Source organism: Peribacillus sp. Aquil_B1 (assembly GCF_022603275.1).
Taxonomy (GTDB): domain Bacteria; phylum Bacillota; class Bacilli; order Bacillales; family DSM-1321; genus Peribacillus.
This window is the reverse complement of record NZ_JAKXEE010000001.1, coordinates 777,126-793,685: the sequence shown is the minus strand read 5'-3', so window position 1 is coordinate 793,685 and position 16,560 is coordinate 777,126. Positions and strand designations below refer to the sequence as shown.

Below are 16,560 nucleotides of genomic sequence, written 5' to 3'. Positions count from 1 at the left end.
TTTATAAAGAATACTGCATTTTTTCACTGGAAATTCGACAAAATTCAGAAAAAAACGGGTAAAAACAGAAAGAGCACCCTGGTCAGAGTGCTCTTCTTTATTAAAAGCTCATTAATGTCAAGACATCATAGCCGTCTAATTTATCTTTTCCATCCAAGTCAGTCAATTCAATAAGGAATGCAATCCCGGCTACAATTCCGCCAAGCTGTTCAACCAATTTGATCGTCGCTTCGATTGTTCCCCCGGTAGCAAGTAAATCGTCCGTAATCAGTACACGCTGTCCCGGTTTGATGGCATCTTTATGGATTGTCAATACATCCTTGCCATATTCTAATCCATATTCGACTTTTATCGTTTCACGTGGAAGTTTTCCTTCTTTTCTCACTGGCGCAAAGCCCACTTCCAATGAGTATGCGACTGGACATCCGATAATGAATCCGCGCGCTTCCGGCCCGACCACCAAGTCGATATTCTTATCGCGAGCGTACTCGACGATTTGGTCTGTTGCGTATTTATAAGCTGCACCGTTATCCATTAATGTTGTAATATCTTTGAAGACAATACCCGGTTTTGGCCAGTCTTGCACAATTGTTACATATTGCTTTAAATCCATTGCTTTGTTTCCTCCTCAAGGTCTGTTGCCTCATGAACTAAATAATGATTGAACCAATCGAATAATTGCTGATAGGAAGAATAAACAAGCTCTTGTTCAAGCTCAAATTGCTCTTTCTTTCTTGTATACGATTCAGATTCACTGAGATCGCGTTTTTTCGCATTGGTTGTGAGCATAATTAACCCATTCTCTATTGTAACAAAATCAAGCTCAAAAAACACCTTAGAAATGAAATCCACCGTATCTCTTGACCAGCCGCGATATTTGGCTAGGTCATCACCATATCTTTTCACATCGAGCGGCCCCTTTTTGGCAAGGAAGGCATAAAACCATTTAAAATGATCTCTTGTTGGCATCGTACTTAGGAAATGGTCCTGTTCATGGGAAAAGTGAGCGTAGATACGTGAAGGCTGCTTATCGGCAATCACCCGTTTCAAATAATCCCTTGACGTCGGCATGTCCATGAATACCAAATGACCTTCGAAGCAGTCGAGCTGCTCTGCATCCAGTTCATTGTTGATAATAACGAGATCCGGATGGTTTTGTAAAAATGGATATCTGCTATAAATATCTTCCGAGAAAATGACGATCTTCCGGTTATGTGCAGGAATGTCGGCAAGCCACTTCTCTGCCTGTCCCTTGCCGCGGTAATCGAATAACTGCCAATGGTTTACCGAGACATCCTGGACAAAGATCTGGGGCTTTTTCATATTATTCCACTCATTGATGGAAAGCTCACCAATAACCGAGACCTCAGCGTGCGGAGCTATTTCATCGACAAAATGACCAAGACCGAAGCCCACACCGTCAAGTTTGTGATTTTCACCATCTTCCAGCTGGACCTTCAAGTGATTTTGGTTTGCACCTATTTTGCGGACACTTGAAAGCTGTACGGAATCTATCAATATCTTCGGCTTGGGATTCGTTACCCCAAATGGCGACAGCAAGCTCATTTCCTGAATCGTTTGAATGGAAACGTCAGCTAAAGTCGTAGCCCCGTCCAAGTTTGTAATCGGTGTAAAGTCCTCTTCATTCAGTTGTTCCTTCGCAATCAAATTCATGCGGTCCCTGAGCTCCTGGACATCTTCAATTTTCAATGTCATTCCAGCAGCCATCGGATGTCCGCCGAAATGAGGCAGCAGTTCACGGCAGGAGGAAAGACTTTGAAAAAGATCGAAACCGGCGATGCTCCGAGCAGAACCTTTTGCATATCCCTTTTCCCGGTCATAGCTCAATACAATCGTGGGCCGGTAAAAGCGTTCAACTAGTTTTGAGGCCACAATCCCCACGACTCCTGCGTTCCAGCCTTCCCTTCCGATGATGAGCACGCCATTGGACTCCGGCGGGAAGTTTTCCTCGACCTCAGCAATCGCTTCCGCCGCCATGGCTGCAACCATCTCCTGCCGCTCTTTATTGATATCATTGATTTCATTCGCAAGTTCCACTGCTTCTTCCAGGCTTTGTGACATCAATAAATCGACAGCGGGATCGGCATCTCCAAGGCGCCCGACAGCATTGATCCTCGGTGCCATCGCAAAGCCGATCGATTCTTCATTCAATGCTTCCTGCTGAACATTCGCCACTTTCATTAACGCAACGAGTCCCGGGCGGCGAGTCAAACGTAACTGCTCGATGCCTTTCGCAGCAATGAGGCGGTTTTCCCCTTGCAAAGGCACTAAATCCGCTATCGTGCCGATTGCCGCTATTTCAAGCAGATCCTCAGGCAATTCCCCAAGCAAGGCGTGTGCAAGCTTAAATGCAACCCCTACTCCGGCAAGGTCTTTAAATGGATAGGAACTGTTCTCAAGTTTAGGATGGATGATTGCCAATGCCTCAGGCAGTTCCGGCCCCGGTTCGTGGTGGTCGGTCAATATATAATCCATGCCAAGCTCGCCGGCAAGTTTTGCTTCATCGATTGCAGAAATTCCGGTATCGACGGTTATTAATACCTTCACCCCTTGCTCAGCTGCAAGGCGGAACGCCATCGGATTCGGACCATATCCCTCTGTAAATCGATTCGGGATATAAAAATCAACATTGGCCCCCAATTTCATCAGCACCGTCATCATCACTGTTGTCGATGTCACGCCATCCGCATCATAATCACCGAATATACGTATTTTTTCCCCATTTTGAATGGCTTCTCTTATTCTATATACTGCTTTATCCATATCCTTCAATAAAAATGGATCATGAAAAGTTTGATTTTTTACAAATAAAAACGATCGGGCACTTTCAATTGTATCCAGGCCTCGATTCACAAGCAGGGCTGCAACCAAAGGTGTGATATGAAGCTCTTCAGCTAGTACAGCAACTTTGTTTTCATCGGCAGATTGCAAGTTCCACCGTGTTTTTGGCTTTAACATTTATTCACCCCTCAACCTACTCATTATACAAAACGAATATACCAGTTTCAATTTTATTTTAAACTCATAAATGGCTGTAATTCCCTATCCAATAAACTTAGTTCAACAAAAAGAAGGCTGGCATCATGCCAGCCCCCCCACTTATTAAACTTGACCTTCAAGGCTTTGTTTCTTTTCTTTTGCGGTATTCAGCGGACCTTTCTTCTTCAATTCCCTGATTTTCAAATCAAGCCAGAATTGGGAAGCGATCAATAGTGATGAATACACGCCGCATATCAAACCGATAAACAGGGCAATGGAGAAGTTACGGATAGCTTCACTGCCAAAGATCATCAATGCGATGACCGTAATGAGAACGGTCAGAACCGTGTTAATGGATCTCGTCAAAGTTTGCCTGATACTGATGTTCACAATGTTCTCAAGCTCTTCGGCGGTTTTGATTTTACGGCTGAAGCGTAGGTTTTCACGAATACGGTCAAAGGTTACGATCGTATCATTGATCGAATAACCGACAATCGTCAGAACCGCTGCAATGAAGGTGATATCCACTTCGAGCCGGAGTAAGCTAAAAATCGTGATGATGAAGAATGCATCATGGATAAGGGCGACAACGGCAGGTACAGCCATTCGCCATTCAAATCGTATCGATACATACAATATGATTCCGATTGATGCGATCGCTAAGGCATACATGGCATTTTTCGCAAGCTCTTTTCCTACAGTCGGTGATACGGTGCTGACATTCGGTTCCGCTCCGTAATCCTTCTTGAAATGGTCCTTCAATTCAGCGATTTCCTGTTTATCGAGGACACCGACTGTCCGAACGACAGCATTTTTATTGTCTTGTCCAGCGAGCCTGACATCCTTGATATCATCCGCGTCAATACCGACCTTTTCCATTTCGGTTTTGACTTGCTGAGTCGTCAAGACGTCTTTGGACGCAACCTCAATTCGGGTACCGCTCGTGAAATCAATCCCAAGATTCAATCTGAAGACGAGCAGGAAGATGATCCCGATAATGGTGACACCGATTGAAATGCCATAAAAAACTTTCCGATGTTTGACGAAATCGATTTTATCAAAGCGTGTTGGCAATGACATCAAATCCATTTTCTCGGATAAATCGTGAATGTATTTCTTCTTCACGCCAAACCACGATGCACGTTTGTCCAGGAACCCGCTATTCACCCACAGGCTCATGAAGAGACGTGTACCATAGACGGCTGTAATGAAACTCATTAAAATCGAAATGATCAAAGTGGTGGCAAACCCTTTAACCGAGCTTGTTCCATAATAGAATAGAACAGCCGCAGCCAGCAGGGTCGTTAAGTTGGCATCCGTGATTGTAGCAAGTGAATTCTTGGTACCTTCTTTATAAGCCGCTTTAACGGATCTGCCAAGTTTCAATTCATCCCTGATTCGCTCATAGGTTATGATATTGGCATCGACAGCCATCCCGACCCCGAGTACCAATGCCGCAATACCAGGCAGCGTAAGGACTGCATTCATCCAATCAAACACTAATAGCGTCAAGAAAAGGTATATGCTTAATGTGACGACCGCAATGAATCCCGGGAAGCGGTAATACACCAGCATGAAGATAAAAACAAGTGCAATTCCGATGATTCCTGCAAAAATAGTATCATTCAGTGCACCTGCACCGAATTGTGCACCCACTGAAGTGGAATACTTTTCTTTCAAATCAACAGGCAGGGCACCGGCATTCAGAAGGGCTGCAAGCTCTTTCGCTTCTTCCACCGTGAATTGACCGGTAATATACACCTTCTTCGTATTGAAAACTTCACTGACAGCCGGAGCGGATATCATATTGTCCTGTGAAGCTGTATCTTTGATGGAATCTTTTCCTTCCTCGAAATCCAGCCAGATTGCAAGTACATTAGTAGGTCTTTCCATCGTGGATATTTTTTGAGTGATGTCCTTAAATTTATCCACATCTTTCAATGTGACTTCAACAACCGGTTGATTATCTTGGAATGTTTGTTTCGCGCCGCCTTCTTTAAGGTCGGCCCCGGTCATCATTTCCTTATCGTTGTAGTCACGGAAGGATAATTTAGCTTGTGTCGAGAGGATTTCCCGAGCGTTGTTTTGGTCTTTGACCCCAGCCAATTGAACGCGGATCCGGTCTTTCCCTTCGATTTGAATGTTAGGCTCGCTAACCCCCAAAACATTGACACGCCGCTCAAGCGAGCTTACTGTAGCCCGTAAAACATCCGGGGTGATCTTCTCCCCAGACAGCGGTTTTACTTCATATAACACTTCAAAACCGCCTTGAAGATCAAGACCCAGCTTGATATCCTTTAGGATTCCTTTTGAAGTCGTCCCCATCGCTGCGAAAATCAAAAGTGCGATTAGAAAAAACGCAACGATCCTGCTTCTTTTTACCATTATGTAGTAGGCCCCTTTCTATAATACGCCTGTTCCTGAAGTTAAAAAACCTGTCATTTATTGTTTAAATGATAACTGCAATCCCTTTGCTTCTTGAGAAAAAAGACACAGCTTTCCATGCTTTTCCAAAAAAAGCATAACCATATCTATTATGAGACAAATACAAACAGCTGTCAATTTAAGTATATCTTTGTGTCATTCTTTCAAAAGTTCCTTCAGTTCCTCTTCTGAAAGCGGCTCAAATAGGTTTGGTGATTTATAAGCTTCGACCATTTGGAAGGTCATGAACTGGTTGCTCGAAAATGTCACGATATCTGCAACAAGTTCATGTATGTGAATGTTTTCCTGCGGACGCTTCCATTTATTTTTGGTTAAGGTTCCCCATATGTCTTCCTCTGTTACGGCATTCAAACCGACCATTTGGAATTCCTCACGCTTGCTCTTCAAGAATGGACGCACCTTTAGATAATACCTTTGATAGGGATGATTCTTTTTTGCCATCACTTTGCCTCCAGTAAAATGATTCTCAAATGAATGCGCATTTTCTTAGAAGGGTTTCTTATCATTTGTTAGAACGCAAACAAACACTTTTGTCATGCTTTGTCCAAGTACAAGCATATAGATAATTGTATAGCATAACCGCTTTTTTGAGAAGGCAGGGAGGGAGTTCAATGTCCAAATTTTTAAAAGGGACGCTGATTTTATTAATCGCAAGCCTGATAACAAGAGTTCTTGGTTTCATTAACCGCATTGTCATCGCCCGCTTCATCGGCGAAGAAGGCGTTGGTTTATATATGATGGCTTTACCGACCCTCTTTCTCGTCGTGAACATAACCCAGTTAGGCCTGCCAATCGCCATTTCGAAATACGTGGCTGAGGCCAATGCCAGAGGTGATGAACGGAAAATCAAGAAAATCCTTGTCGTCTCTTTGGCCTGCACCTTTACTCTATCGATGATTTTCACTCCTGCGATGCTGCTTTTCGCGCCAGCTCTCTCAGAAAATCTATTCACTGACAAACGGACGGTATGGCCGCTTATGGCGATTGCCCCTATCGTACCGATCATCGCCATATCTTCCGTACTGCGCGGATATTTCCAAGGCAAGCAAAATATGAAGCCATTCGCTTTTTCTCAAGTTATCGAACAGGTGGCCCGAATCACTTTCATAGCCGTCCTGACGAAGGCCTTTTTGCCATATGGAATCGAATATGCTGCAGCCGGGGCGATGTTCGCATCGATTATCGGTGAACTTGTATCTCTCATCTACTTATTGACCAGCTTTAAATTAAAGAAACATTTCAAGTTCAGAAAGGGCTTTTTCAAGAATGTCAAATCCGGAAAAGGAACATTCACCGAATTGATGGGGATTGCCCTTCCTTCCACCGGGAGCAGGATGATCGGATCGGTTTCGTGGTTTTTCGAACCGATAGTGGTCGCCCAGAGTTTGGCACTTGCCGGAGTCACCGCCGCCGCAGCCACAAGTCAATACGGGGAGCTGACAGGGTACGCCCTGCCTTTACTCATGCTTCCTTCCTTCGTTACATCATCATTGGCGACGGCACTTGTCCCGGCAGTGAGCGAAGCCCGTACGACCGGAAACTTTTTACTCGTTGAACACAGGCTTCAGCAGGCACTGAAAATCACCTTTATCACCGGCTGTTTAGCTATAGTCATTCTGTTCATCTTTGCCGAACCGATTTTACAAGTCATGTACGGCTCTTCACATGCTGCCGTTTTCATTAAATTCCTGGCACCCTTTTTCATCCTTTATTACTTTCAATATCCGCTGCAATCCATGCTGCAAGCATTGGACCTTGCAAAGGCCGCGATGTTCAACAGCCTGGCTGGTAACATCCTTAAAATCGGTGTGATCTGGCTGCTGGCATCAAAGGAAAGTTTCGGAATCATGGGTGCCGCAATCGGGATAGCGGTCGGTACGATGCTCGTTACCTTCCTGCATTTTTCAACCGTACTGAAGGTCGTCCCTTTCACGCTTCATTTCCGCAGCTATATATCAGCTTTGGTCCTTGCTTTAATTTCCGGATGGGGCGGTTATTACCTTTATCAATTCCCGCTCTCCTCACAGCCACTTGGCATACGGCTTTTGCTTTCCGTGACGGTCGTCATCCTGCTGTTTACATTTTTCCTGCTCATGACCGGCAGCATAAAAAAGGCAGATCTGATCAGGATTCCTGTAGTGGGCGGCTTTTTATCAAAATTCGCTTGGAAATAAAATGAACCGAAGCATTAAAAGGCTTCGGTCATTTCTTCGTTTCATTTTTATCGATGTAAAATTGGCCATCTATGTACCCGCAAATCGAAATCTCTTTTATCTTCGTTTCTCCCAGTTTTTTCAACTGGTGCCGGAGCCAAAAATGATTTTTGCCAATTCTATCGAGATTCCTCTCCTGTATCTCCCCATCGATTATAAGGGGATAAGGGGTTTCCTTGGTTTTAGACCTTTTGCCTTTGGTATTCTTGATGATCGAAAGCTTCCCGGTAGATTCGAGGATTGCGAATTGTACTTCATTTAAATCACTAATCCCCTGTTCACGCAGCTGGGTCAATAAATCATCGAAGGTATATCGTTGCTTACGCATCGCTTTTTCATCTATTTTCCCTTGATTGATGATGATCTGCGGCGTACCATCCACGATGTTTCGAAATCTAATGCTTTTCAATGAAATGAAAGCCAATATTATTTGGATGAAAGCAAGAACGAACATCGGAATGATTTGCCTGAAAAATGGTCTATCCAAGTCTTCAAATGATAGAACGGCAATGTCCCCAATCATGATGGATACCACTAAATCAAGAATGCTCAATTCCCCAACTTCCCGCTTCCCCATCATTCGAAATAGGATTAAGATGACTAAATAGATCACTGTTGTCCTAAAAATAATAGCCAGGATATCCATTTCAATACCACATCCTTCATCCATAGCATGGCTTGGGGATTGAAAAATTACTCTATAATCTTTTCTAATTTTACGGGAAGCTTCTTAAACCTGGTCTAAAGGGTCGATATGGGGAATATGCTTGTACAAACACATAAACAGGCTATACGTATCAGCCTTTTAAAAAGGAGGAATACCCATCGAAACTAAAAAAATGAGTGTCGCCGTAATTTATGGCGTAGGCTCCATCTTTGCCATAGCGATGATTGCAAGTTTAATCGTATCCATCCTTCTTCGTTTCACTTCACTGACGGAATCATCCCTGACATACGTGATCATGATCGTTTCCTTTTTATCGCTGTTCATTGGTGGATTCATTTCAGGAGGCAAAGGGAAAAAGCAAGGTCTATTCTTGGGCGGAAGCACTGGGCTGCTTTATCTGTTGGTCGTGTTCCTTTTTCAATATTTAGGCCACGATGCACTCTTCACGATCAAGCAATGGATATACTATGGCTGTTTCGTGATTACGGCCATGATGGGTGGCGTACTTGGGGTCAACATGAGTTCCGACTCCCGCTCCGATTAAAAAACACAGCAAAAAACCGGGCACAAGGGCCCGGTTTTCGTTTGTCTTATAGGGATGTTTCTTTATTCGGTGCGCTTTCCGTAATTTCACGGATTGCTGCACGGTCAAACGTCAGTTTTGTACCGTCTGGTGATTTAATGACGATTTGCAGTTCATCGATTGCATCGATTGTTCCGTGCATGCCGCCGATAGTAGCAACTTTATCACCTTTTTTCAAACTGCTTTGCATGTTTTGCGTAGCCTTTTGGCGTTTTTGCTGCGGGCGGATCAATAAGAAATAGAACAATACGAACATTAAAATCAACGGAAGTATTTGTGCTAAAGAACCCATTTAAGTATATTCACTCCTTTCGTTCATTAAAATATTTATGGAATTAGAAGTTTCTCGCATTTGGTTCATTGAAACCATACTGCTCAAAAAACTCTTCCCTAAAGTCTCCAAGACGATCTTCTCGAATAGCTTGTCTGACCTGTTCCATCAAGTTTAACAGAAAATGAAGATTATGGTAAGTCGTAAGGCGAATCCCAAAGGTTTCTTCACACTTAATCAAATGGCGGATATATGCCCGGCTATAATTCTTGCAAACATGGCAATCGCAATTTTCATCGATTGGACCGAAATCGCGTGCATACTTCGCATTTTTCACAACCAGCCGCCCATTGCTCGTCATGAGCGTACCATTACGCGCAATTCGCGTCGGAAGTACACAGTCAAACATATCGATACCGCGTAGTGCACCATCGATCAATGAGTCCGGCGAACCGACTCCCATCAGGTAACGAGGTTTGTCACTTGGCAGCAGCGGACTTGTAAACTCAAGGACGCGGTTCATGATATCCTTCGGTTCCCCAACGGATAACCCTCCAATAGCATAACCCGGGAAGTCAAGGGAGACAAGGTCTTTTGCACTTTGTTTGCGAAGGTTTTCAAACTCCCCGCCTTGAACGATCCCAAACAGCCCTTGGTCATTCGGACGCTCATGTGCATTCAAACAGCGTTCCGCCCAGCGCGATGTCCGTTCAACCGACTTCTTCATATACTCTTCAGTCGCCGGAAATGGCGGACATTCATCAAATGCCATCATAATATCGGAGCCAAGCGCATTTTGTATTTCCATCGCTTTTTCCGGGGATAAGAATAATTTATCGCCATTCAGATGGTTCCTGAAATGCACGCCCTCTTCTTCAATTTTGCGGAACTCGCTCAAACTGAAGACTTGAAAGCCGCCTGAGTCGGTCAAAATCGCCCGATCCCAGTTCATGAACTTATGCAATCCGCCAGCTTCCTTGATGATTTCATGCCCCGGACGCAGCCATAGGTGGTACGTATTGCTCAGGATGATGCCTGCACCCATTTGTTTCAAATCCTCTGGGGACATCGTTTTGACAGTAGCCATCGTTCCAACCGGCATAAATGCCGGCGTTTCAAAAGAACCATGCGGCGTATGGACCCGGCCTAACCGTGCCCCTGTCTGTTTACATGTTTTGATTAACTCATATCGTATTGCAGTCAACGCAATAACTCCCTTCAAGAGCTTCTCACTCTTATATTACTTAATTAACATTGCATCTCCAAAACTAAAGAACCTGTATTTTTCTTCCACAGCCGTTTCATAGGCATGAAGGACATGCTCCCTGCCCGCAAGTGCGGAAATTAGCATGATTAAAGTCGATTTGGGCAAATGGAAGTTCGTTATCATCGCATCGATCCCTTTGAACTCATAACCAGGATAAATGAAGATGCTCGTCCAGCCATTCTCTTCCTTGAAAACCCCATCATTGCGGGACGCAATCGTTTCCAGTGTCCTTGTGGACGTAGTGCCGACCGTAATGATTTTCCCGCCCTTCTCTTTCACATCATTCAGTAATCTGGCAGTGCCTTCCGTCATTTGATAAAATTCGGAATGCATTTCGTGGCTATCAATATCGTCGACACTTACTGGACGGAATGTACCAAGCCCGACATGCAGAGTGATGAATGCGATGTGTACACCCATCTCTTTAAGTTTCCCAAGCAAATCCTCCGTAAAATGCAGGCCGGCGGTAGGTGCGGCTGCAGATCCCCGTTCACGCGCATAAACCGTTTGATAGCGGTCCTGGTCGTCGAGTTGTTCCTTGATGTATGGAGGTAACGGCATTTCGCCAAGCTTCTCCAGTATTTCATAGAATATGCCTTCATATTTAAATTCAAGGATTCGGCCGCCATGCTCAAGTACACCTGTACACACGGCACTCAGCTTACCATCGCCAAAAACGATTGTCGTGCCTTCTTTAATCCGTTTGGCCGGCTTCACAAGCGTTTCCCATACATCATCATGCTCTTGTTTAAGCAGCAAGACTTCGACTTTTGCACCCGTTCCTTCTTTACTGCCGTATAGCCGGGCCGGAAGAACCTTCGTATCATTCAACACCAGGCAATCTCCCGGTTTGATATATTCCGTGATATGGCTGAATACATCATGCTGAAGCTTGCCGGTTTCTTTGTCCAGCACCATCAATCTACTTGCTTCCCTATCCTCCAAAGGAACTTGGGCAATCAGTTCCTCCGGTAAATGAAAATCAAACATATCCAATTTCATCTGTTCCACTTCCTTACGTGTCTATCAAGCTGTAATCATTATTTAAAACGGCCAATCAAATAAAAAATCGCGGACAATATAACGCTGACGATTATTGATGTAACGATGGGAAAATAAAACGTCGTATTCCCCTTTTTCAGAAAAATATCTCCCGGCAGCCTGCCGAGACTGATATATTTCATCGCAAAACCAATCACGAATATAATCACACCAAGAATCATAACCATCTTCGGTATATTCATCATTCAGGCATCTCCATTCCGAAATGCTCATAAACAAGCTGTGTTGCCACCCGGCCTCTTGGGGTACGCTGAAGAAAACCGACTTGTAACAGATATGGTTCATACACATCTTCAATCGTATGTGCCTCTTCGCCGATCGTTGCAGCAATCGTTTCCAGACCCACGGGCCCGCCGCGGAATTTTTCAATGATCCCTTTAAGTAATTTATGGTCAATATGATCGAGTCCTAAACGGTCGACCTGCATTAATTCAAGCGCATAATCGGCAAGCTCGGCCGTTATCGTACCATCACCGCGTACCTGGGCGAAATCCCTGACCCTCCGTAAAAGCCGATTCGCAATTCTCGGTGTGCCCCTTGATCTTCTTGCAAGCTCTGCCGCTGCTTGATCAACCATTTCCGTATCCATGATTCTTGCCGTACGGATGATGATATCAGTCAAATGGTTTTCCGTATAATATTCAAGACGGCTCAAAACCCCAAAACGGTCCCTGAGCGGTGCAGACAGTGAGCCTGCACGTGTCGTGGCCCCTACGAGGGTAAACGGCGGCAAGTCGATCCTGATCGAACGGGCTTCCGGTCCCTTACCGACTACAATATCCAGACAGAAGTCCTCCATAGCCGGGTATAGCACTTCTTCGACGACACGGGGAAGACGGTGAATCTCATCAATGAACAATACATCACCCGGTTCAAGTGCACTCAAAATGGCCGCCAGATCTCCCGGCCGCTCAATGGCAGGACCGGAAGTCGTGCGGATATTCACACCCATTTCATTGGCGATGATGACGGCAAGCGTCGTCTTTCCAAGGCCAGGCGGTCCATATAAAAGTACATGATCGAGCGTTTCTTCACGCATCCTTGCCGCTTCGATGTATACACTTAAATTCGCTTTCACTTTATCCTGTCCGATATATTGCTTTAAGTTTTGCGGCCGCAAGCTTTGTTCAAAGGACAGTTCGTTCAAATCGGCTTCCTGATTGAATATTCTCTCCTCCATTGCGCCACTCCTTATCTTAACATCATTTGCAATGCTTTCTTAATATATTGCTCGGTCGTCATATCTTCAGCCTGCAATTTTTTGGCAACCTTTTGGACTTCCTTTTCAGAATAACCAAGAGCCTTCAATGCAAGAACGGCTTCATCCAATTCCTCCGTATACCCATTTGGACTGAGTGCAGCCGTGACGCCTTCGTTAAACAAGCTTGGAAACGCATCCGGAATAATGTTCTCCAGTTTCCCTTTTAAATCGAGGATCATTTGCCGTGCCGTTTTCTTTCCGACTCCCGGGAATTTCACCAAAAACGATTCATCTTCATTTTCGATCGCCTGCACCACCTGATCAACCTGACCAGAAGCCAATATGGCTAGAGCTCCCTTCGGCCCGATTCCGGTTACATTCAATAATTTTGTGAATAACGCCTTTTCTTGGCGAGTCTGGAATCCGTATAATGCGGCCATATCCTCACGAACATAATGATACAAGAAAACTTGAATTTCTTTATGGTATTGAGCGGAAAAAATAAAAGGATTCGGCGTCATCACTTGATATCCGATCCCCCCATTTTCCACAACTATGTATTCAGGCCCAATGTAATCGACCTTGCCTTTTATATAATCATACAAATTAATTCTCTCCCTGATTTTGCTGTACCTCTCATTTTATCATAAAAAGGGGGTGTTGTTCATTAAAAGTTATTTCATTGCGGCACATTGACTCCGGTGTCACTATCACGAAGTTGATTGGAACGGGTGTGCAAGACTCCTGCAGCAAATACGCGTCGGAGCGAGACCTAACATGCGCAAAAGCGCCGAGGGCGGACCGCCCGCAGCAAGCGAGTGCCTGCAATGGAATGCAACGATCAAATTGTAAATACAAAAAAAACTGTAGACAAACTCCATTTTTATCGAGTTTGTCTACAGTCTGAAGGATGGGATGTCACTCCACCCTAGTTTACCGAATATGGCTCATATTCTTTAATGAGCTGTTTATATTGGTCTTTATTCATGATCGGAATCCCTTTTTGCAGTTCCTCCTGCTTGTATGCTTCTAGTTTACCAATGTCTATTTGGTAGAAAGTATGAATGATCTTGGCGTGCTCAGGCCTTCCGATAAAAATGGATAGCGTACCATCTTCCCTCATCCCAAGGTAACCATTCGCTTTTAAAAGCGGAGATATGTCATTTTCAATTTTCTTCATGACAATCTGCTCTTCATTTTGATCGACTACTTTCCATCCTTCATATTTTGACCAAAAGTCCTCCATCGACCAAATGGTCTCTGTCAATTTCTCTTCACTTAACTCGCCATCCAGATACATACGCTGAAGAATGACCTTCCTCTCAATTGGATCATTTATCTTTTGAACAGTTTCTTCGGCAAAAACGGTTAAGCAAAATGGCAATATGAAAAGTGTCATGAAAAATTGGATTCTGAGTTGATTAATCAATTTACTCACCTCTTAAGGCGTTTACTTTTTATGTAGTTTGACCCAAAAAAGGATTATTAACCAGAAAAAAATCAAAAAGAGCTGACTCCATGTCGGGTCAGCCCACTAATTATTTCAAGTGATTTTCGTGAATGTTAAGGTTATCGAACATGTCATTGGCATCCAAAATGATCATTTCCCTCGTATCGCCATCCCGAAGATTGTTATCGAGTGTCATCGTCCTGAAATAGACACCTTCATCGGTGGTGACATATAGGGTACGGCCATTGGTAAGCGGTCCGATTTCCTTCTTGATTCTTTCTTTAACATCTTTTGCTTGGCTGTAGTCATCAAGCAGCAAGGCTACCAGCATTTCGTCTTTCATGATGATTGTCCTGGTATCTATGACCGGCTCCACTTTATTGGCGACACCATTGACTTTGTCGGCTAAAGCGCCTTCATAGGAATTATAATAAGATGATCGCGCCTTAAGCGGTTTACTCTCATGTCCATGGTAGTTACGGTCACTTTTACTGTACGCATCATCTTTATTGTATAAACCTTGCACCATATTCTCATAATTGATGTTGCGTACCAATGCATCTTTTTCATGGTATCCTGTATCATTTGTGATATTTTCATTTTCCGCTGTATCATTATTAGCACATCCAACCAAACTGACGGCGGCCAATACCGTACAAAGCGGCTGTGCCCATTTTATTTTCTGCACCAATAACCCTCCCATTGCAATTGAATGAGCTAAATTCCGCTCATAATTAGCATGGGTGTCGAACGGGAAATGTACTCTGTAAGATACGGCCAAAAACCCGTATTAATTCCTATTAAGGGAAGAAATCCTTTTTGCCAATTTTTCATTCATCGCCATCCGCTCCGAAAAACCTTCCACGGACATTTTCCAGACCGAATGAAGCTGGGAAGAACTTTTATTAAGACGATTCCATTCACGGAAAATATCGGTAGGGTAAGTTAAAGCATATAAAAAGGCCGGGTCTGACTGATACCTTTGCAATTGCGGCACTTCCCACAGCTCGGTGGCCGCATCTTCCAAATGATGCGATATTCGATTTGCATACTGTAAATAATCAATGCACCTCGGGGCATTTGCCATTAGGTCAAAATCGATTAAAGTCAAAGTGCCATCCGCTCTGCGCAAGAAATTATGGTGGGCACAATCACCATGAATGATTACTTTCTTTTCCTTATTCCATAAAGACTGATTTTTATCAAACCCCTCTAGCGCCCACTCACCCCATCTAATCCATTCCTTGATAATATCTTCGGAAACATATTGGCGAACATAAGAAAAGTTCTTTTTAAAAAGTGATAAACGTTCTTTCCACTTTTTTGATTGATTGAACACAGGGGCGTTAATGGAGAGATGTTCCGACACATCATGGAAGCTTTCCAGTAATTTAATTCCCTCTAAACGGTCCTTATGATTGGAATATTTGAATTTTTTCTTACTCGGCGGAAAATAGTCCATACTCCCATACCATTTCCCTTTAAATTCAAAGGGCATTAAATTCTGATGAATATAATACGTTTGATGAAAACCCTTTTGTTTTAACAAAGAAGTCAATTCCCTTTGCCGATCCCACTTTTCAAAGCTGTCGAATCCTTTAAGGATCATTGAATGACCCTTTTCAAAAGTTATTAAATAGACACTGCTTTGAATATGGTGGACATTCCTTGGCTTACGATTTAAATAAGAGAGGAGACGAGTGTTAAAAACACTGTCTCCTTGATAATTAGTAGTCATCGCTTTCATCTACATATGTCGGTATCCCAAATGTTTCAGGTGCACGAACTCCCCCGAATTGGCCTGGCTGGCCACCCATTTGTCCAGGTAACATAGCTTCAGGTTGCCCCCCTAGCTGACCGCGCATCATGTCCGGCTGACCACCGAATTGTCTAGGCATCATTCCCGGCTGGCCTCCATTTTGATCGCCCATCATCCACGGCTGACTTCCATTTTGACGGCCCATCCACGGCGGACCTCCGGTTTGACCGCCCATCATCATACCTGGCTGGCCTCCGTTTTGACCGCCCATCATGAATGGAGGACCTCCGGTTTGACCGCCCATCATACCTGGCTGGCTTCCATTTTGGCCGCCCATCATCATGCCTGGCTGGCCTCCGTTTTGGCCGCCCATCAGCATACCTGGCTGACCTCCGTTTTGGCCGCCCATCAGCATACCTAGCTGGCCTCCGTTTTGGCCGCCCATCAGCATACCTGGCTGACCTCCGTTTTGGCCGCCCATCATACCTGGCTGGCTTCCATTTTGGCCGCCCATCAGCATACCTGGCTGACCTCCGTTTTGGCCGCCCATCAGCATACCTGGCTGACCTCCGTTTTGGCTGCCCATCATCATCCCTGGCTGACCTCCGTTTTGACCGCCCATCATCATCCCTGGCTGACCTC

At 44.4% G+C, this 16,560-nt stretch carries 16 protein-coding genes; 2 read left to right on the top strand and 14 right to left on the bottom strand.

The features are described 5' to 3' along the window. Positions 1-100 precede the first annotated feature (100 nt). The 4 genes from MPH60_RS03910 to MPH60_RS03895 form a co-directional block, all read right to left on the bottom strand. Entirely contained in the window at positions 101-613 is a 513-nt protein-coding gene (locus MPH60_RS03910) for an adenine phosphoribosyltransferase (RefSeq protein ID WP_034308789.1), read from the bottom strand. Beyond that, positions 604-2,979, bottom strand: coding sequence for a single-stranded-DNA-specific exonuclease RecJ (gene recJ / locus MPH60_RS03905; protein WP_241593344.1), 2,376 nt, complete (start codon positions 2,977-2,979; stop codon positions 604-606). Before recJ ends, MPH60_RS03910 begins: the two co-directional genes overlap by 10 nt. Before the next feature lie 144 nt (positions 2,980-3,123). After that, positions 3,124-5,385 carry a protein translocase subunit SecDF gene (gene secDF / locus MPH60_RS03900; protein WP_241593347.1) on the bottom strand — a complete coding sequence of 754 codons (2,262 nt, stop codon included), beginning with the start codon at positions 5,383-5,385 and terminating at the stop codon, positions 3,124-3,126. A 195-nt stretch (positions 5,386-5,580) separates the two neighbouring features. Beyond that, a complete protein-coding gene (locus tag MPH60_RS03895) occupies positions 5,581-5,886 on the bottom strand; it encodes a post-transcriptional regulator (RefSeq protein WP_137020410.1) in 306 nt (101 codons plus the stop codon). 170 nt (positions 5,887-6,056) lie between these two features. On the opposite strand from MPH60_RS03895, the gene spoVB reads away from it, so the two are divergent. Further along, positions 6,057-7,619 carry a stage V sporulation protein B gene (spoVB, locus tag MPH60_RS03890; protein WP_241593354.1) on the top strand — a complete coding sequence of 521 codons (1,563 nt, stop codon included), beginning with the start codon at positions 6,057-6,059 and terminating at the stop codon, positions 7,617-7,619. Between the two features lie 28 nt (positions 7,620-7,647). Here spoVB and MPH60_RS03885 read toward each other — a convergent pair whose 3' ends face one another. Next, entirely contained in the window at positions 7,648-8,304 is a 657-nt protein-coding gene (locus MPH60_RS03885; RefSeq protein ID WP_241593355.1) for a DUF421 domain-containing protein, read from the bottom strand. 193 nt (positions 8,305-8,497) lie between these two features. Here MPH60_RS03885 and MPH60_RS03880 point away from each other — a divergent pair, with 193 nt between their 5' ends. Continuing rightward, positions 8,498-8,869, top strand: coding sequence for a TIGR04086 family membrane protein (locus MPH60_RS03880; protein WP_170971607.1), 372 nt, complete (start codon positions 8,498-8,500; stop codon positions 8,867-8,869). Positions 8,870-8,915: 46 nt separating this feature from the next. Here MPH60_RS03880 and yajC read toward each other — a convergent pair whose 3' ends face one another. The 9 genes from yajC to MPH60_RS03835 all read right to left on the bottom strand — a co-directional run bounded on the left by yajC (position 8,916) and on the right by MPH60_RS03835 (position 15,897). Further along, positions 8,916-9,200 (bottom strand): preprotein translocase subunit YajC, encoded by a 285-nt coding sequence (yajC, locus tag MPH60_RS03875; protein ID WP_214773395.1) that lies wholly within the window; start codon positions 9,198-9,200, stop codon positions 8,916-8,918. Between the two features lie 43 nt (positions 9,201-9,243). Continuing rightward, positions 9,244-10,383, bottom strand: coding sequence for a tRNA guanosine(34) transglycosylase Tgt (tgt, locus tag MPH60_RS03870; RefSeq protein ID WP_241593360.1), 1,140 nt, complete (start codon positions 10,381-10,383; stop codon positions 9,244-9,246). A 36-nt stretch (positions 10,384-10,419) separates the two neighbouring features. After that, on the bottom strand, positions 10,420-11,448 hold the full coding sequence (gene queA, locus MPH60_RS03865) for a tRNA preQ1(34) S-adenosylmethionine ribosyltransferase-isomerase QueA (protein ID WP_241593362.1): 1,029 nt from the start codon (positions 11,446-11,448) through the stop codon (positions 10,420-10,422). A gap of 38 nt (positions 11,449-11,486) precedes the next feature. Further along, positions 11,487-11,693 carry a DUF2905 domain-containing protein gene (locus MPH60_RS03860; RefSeq protein WP_241593364.1) on the bottom strand — a complete coding sequence of 69 codons (207 nt, stop codon included), beginning with the start codon at positions 11,691-11,693 and terminating at the stop codon, positions 11,487-11,489. Beyond that, positions 11,690-12,688 carry a Holliday junction branch migration DNA helicase RuvB gene (gene ruvB, locus MPH60_RS03855; protein ID WP_241593365.1) on the bottom strand — a complete coding sequence of 333 codons (999 nt, stop codon included), beginning with the start codon at positions 12,686-12,688 and terminating at the stop codon, positions 11,690-11,692. The genes MPH60_RS03860 and ruvB overlap by 4 nt, the downstream gene beginning before the upstream one ends. 11 nt (positions 12,689-12,699) lie before the next feature. Next, on the bottom strand, positions 12,700-13,314 hold the full coding sequence (gene ruvA / locus MPH60_RS03850) for a Holliday junction branch migration protein RuvA (protein ID WP_241593367.1): 615 nt from the start codon (positions 13,312-13,314) through the stop codon (positions 12,700-12,702). Positions 13,315-13,637: 323 nt separating this feature from the next. Then, positions 13,638-14,147 (bottom strand): BofC C-terminal domain-containing protein, encoded by a 510-nt coding sequence (locus tag MPH60_RS03845; RefSeq protein ID WP_405389311.1) that lies wholly within the window; start codon positions 14,145-14,147, stop codon positions 13,638-13,640. Between the two features lie 100 nt (positions 14,148-14,247). Continuing rightward, positions 14,248-14,847: a YhcN/YlaJ family sporulation lipoprotein gene (locus MPH60_RS03840; protein ID WP_157831014.1), complete on the bottom strand. Its 600-nt coding sequence runs from the start codon at positions 14,845-14,847 to the stop codon at positions 14,248-14,250. Positions 14,848-14,949: 102 nt separating this feature from the next. Further along, positions 14,950-15,897: a phosphotransferase gene (locus MPH60_RS03835; protein ID WP_241593369.1), complete on the bottom strand. Its 948-nt coding sequence runs from the start codon at positions 15,895-15,897 to the stop codon at positions 14,950-14,952. Positions 15,898-16,560 lie beyond the last annotated feature (663 nt).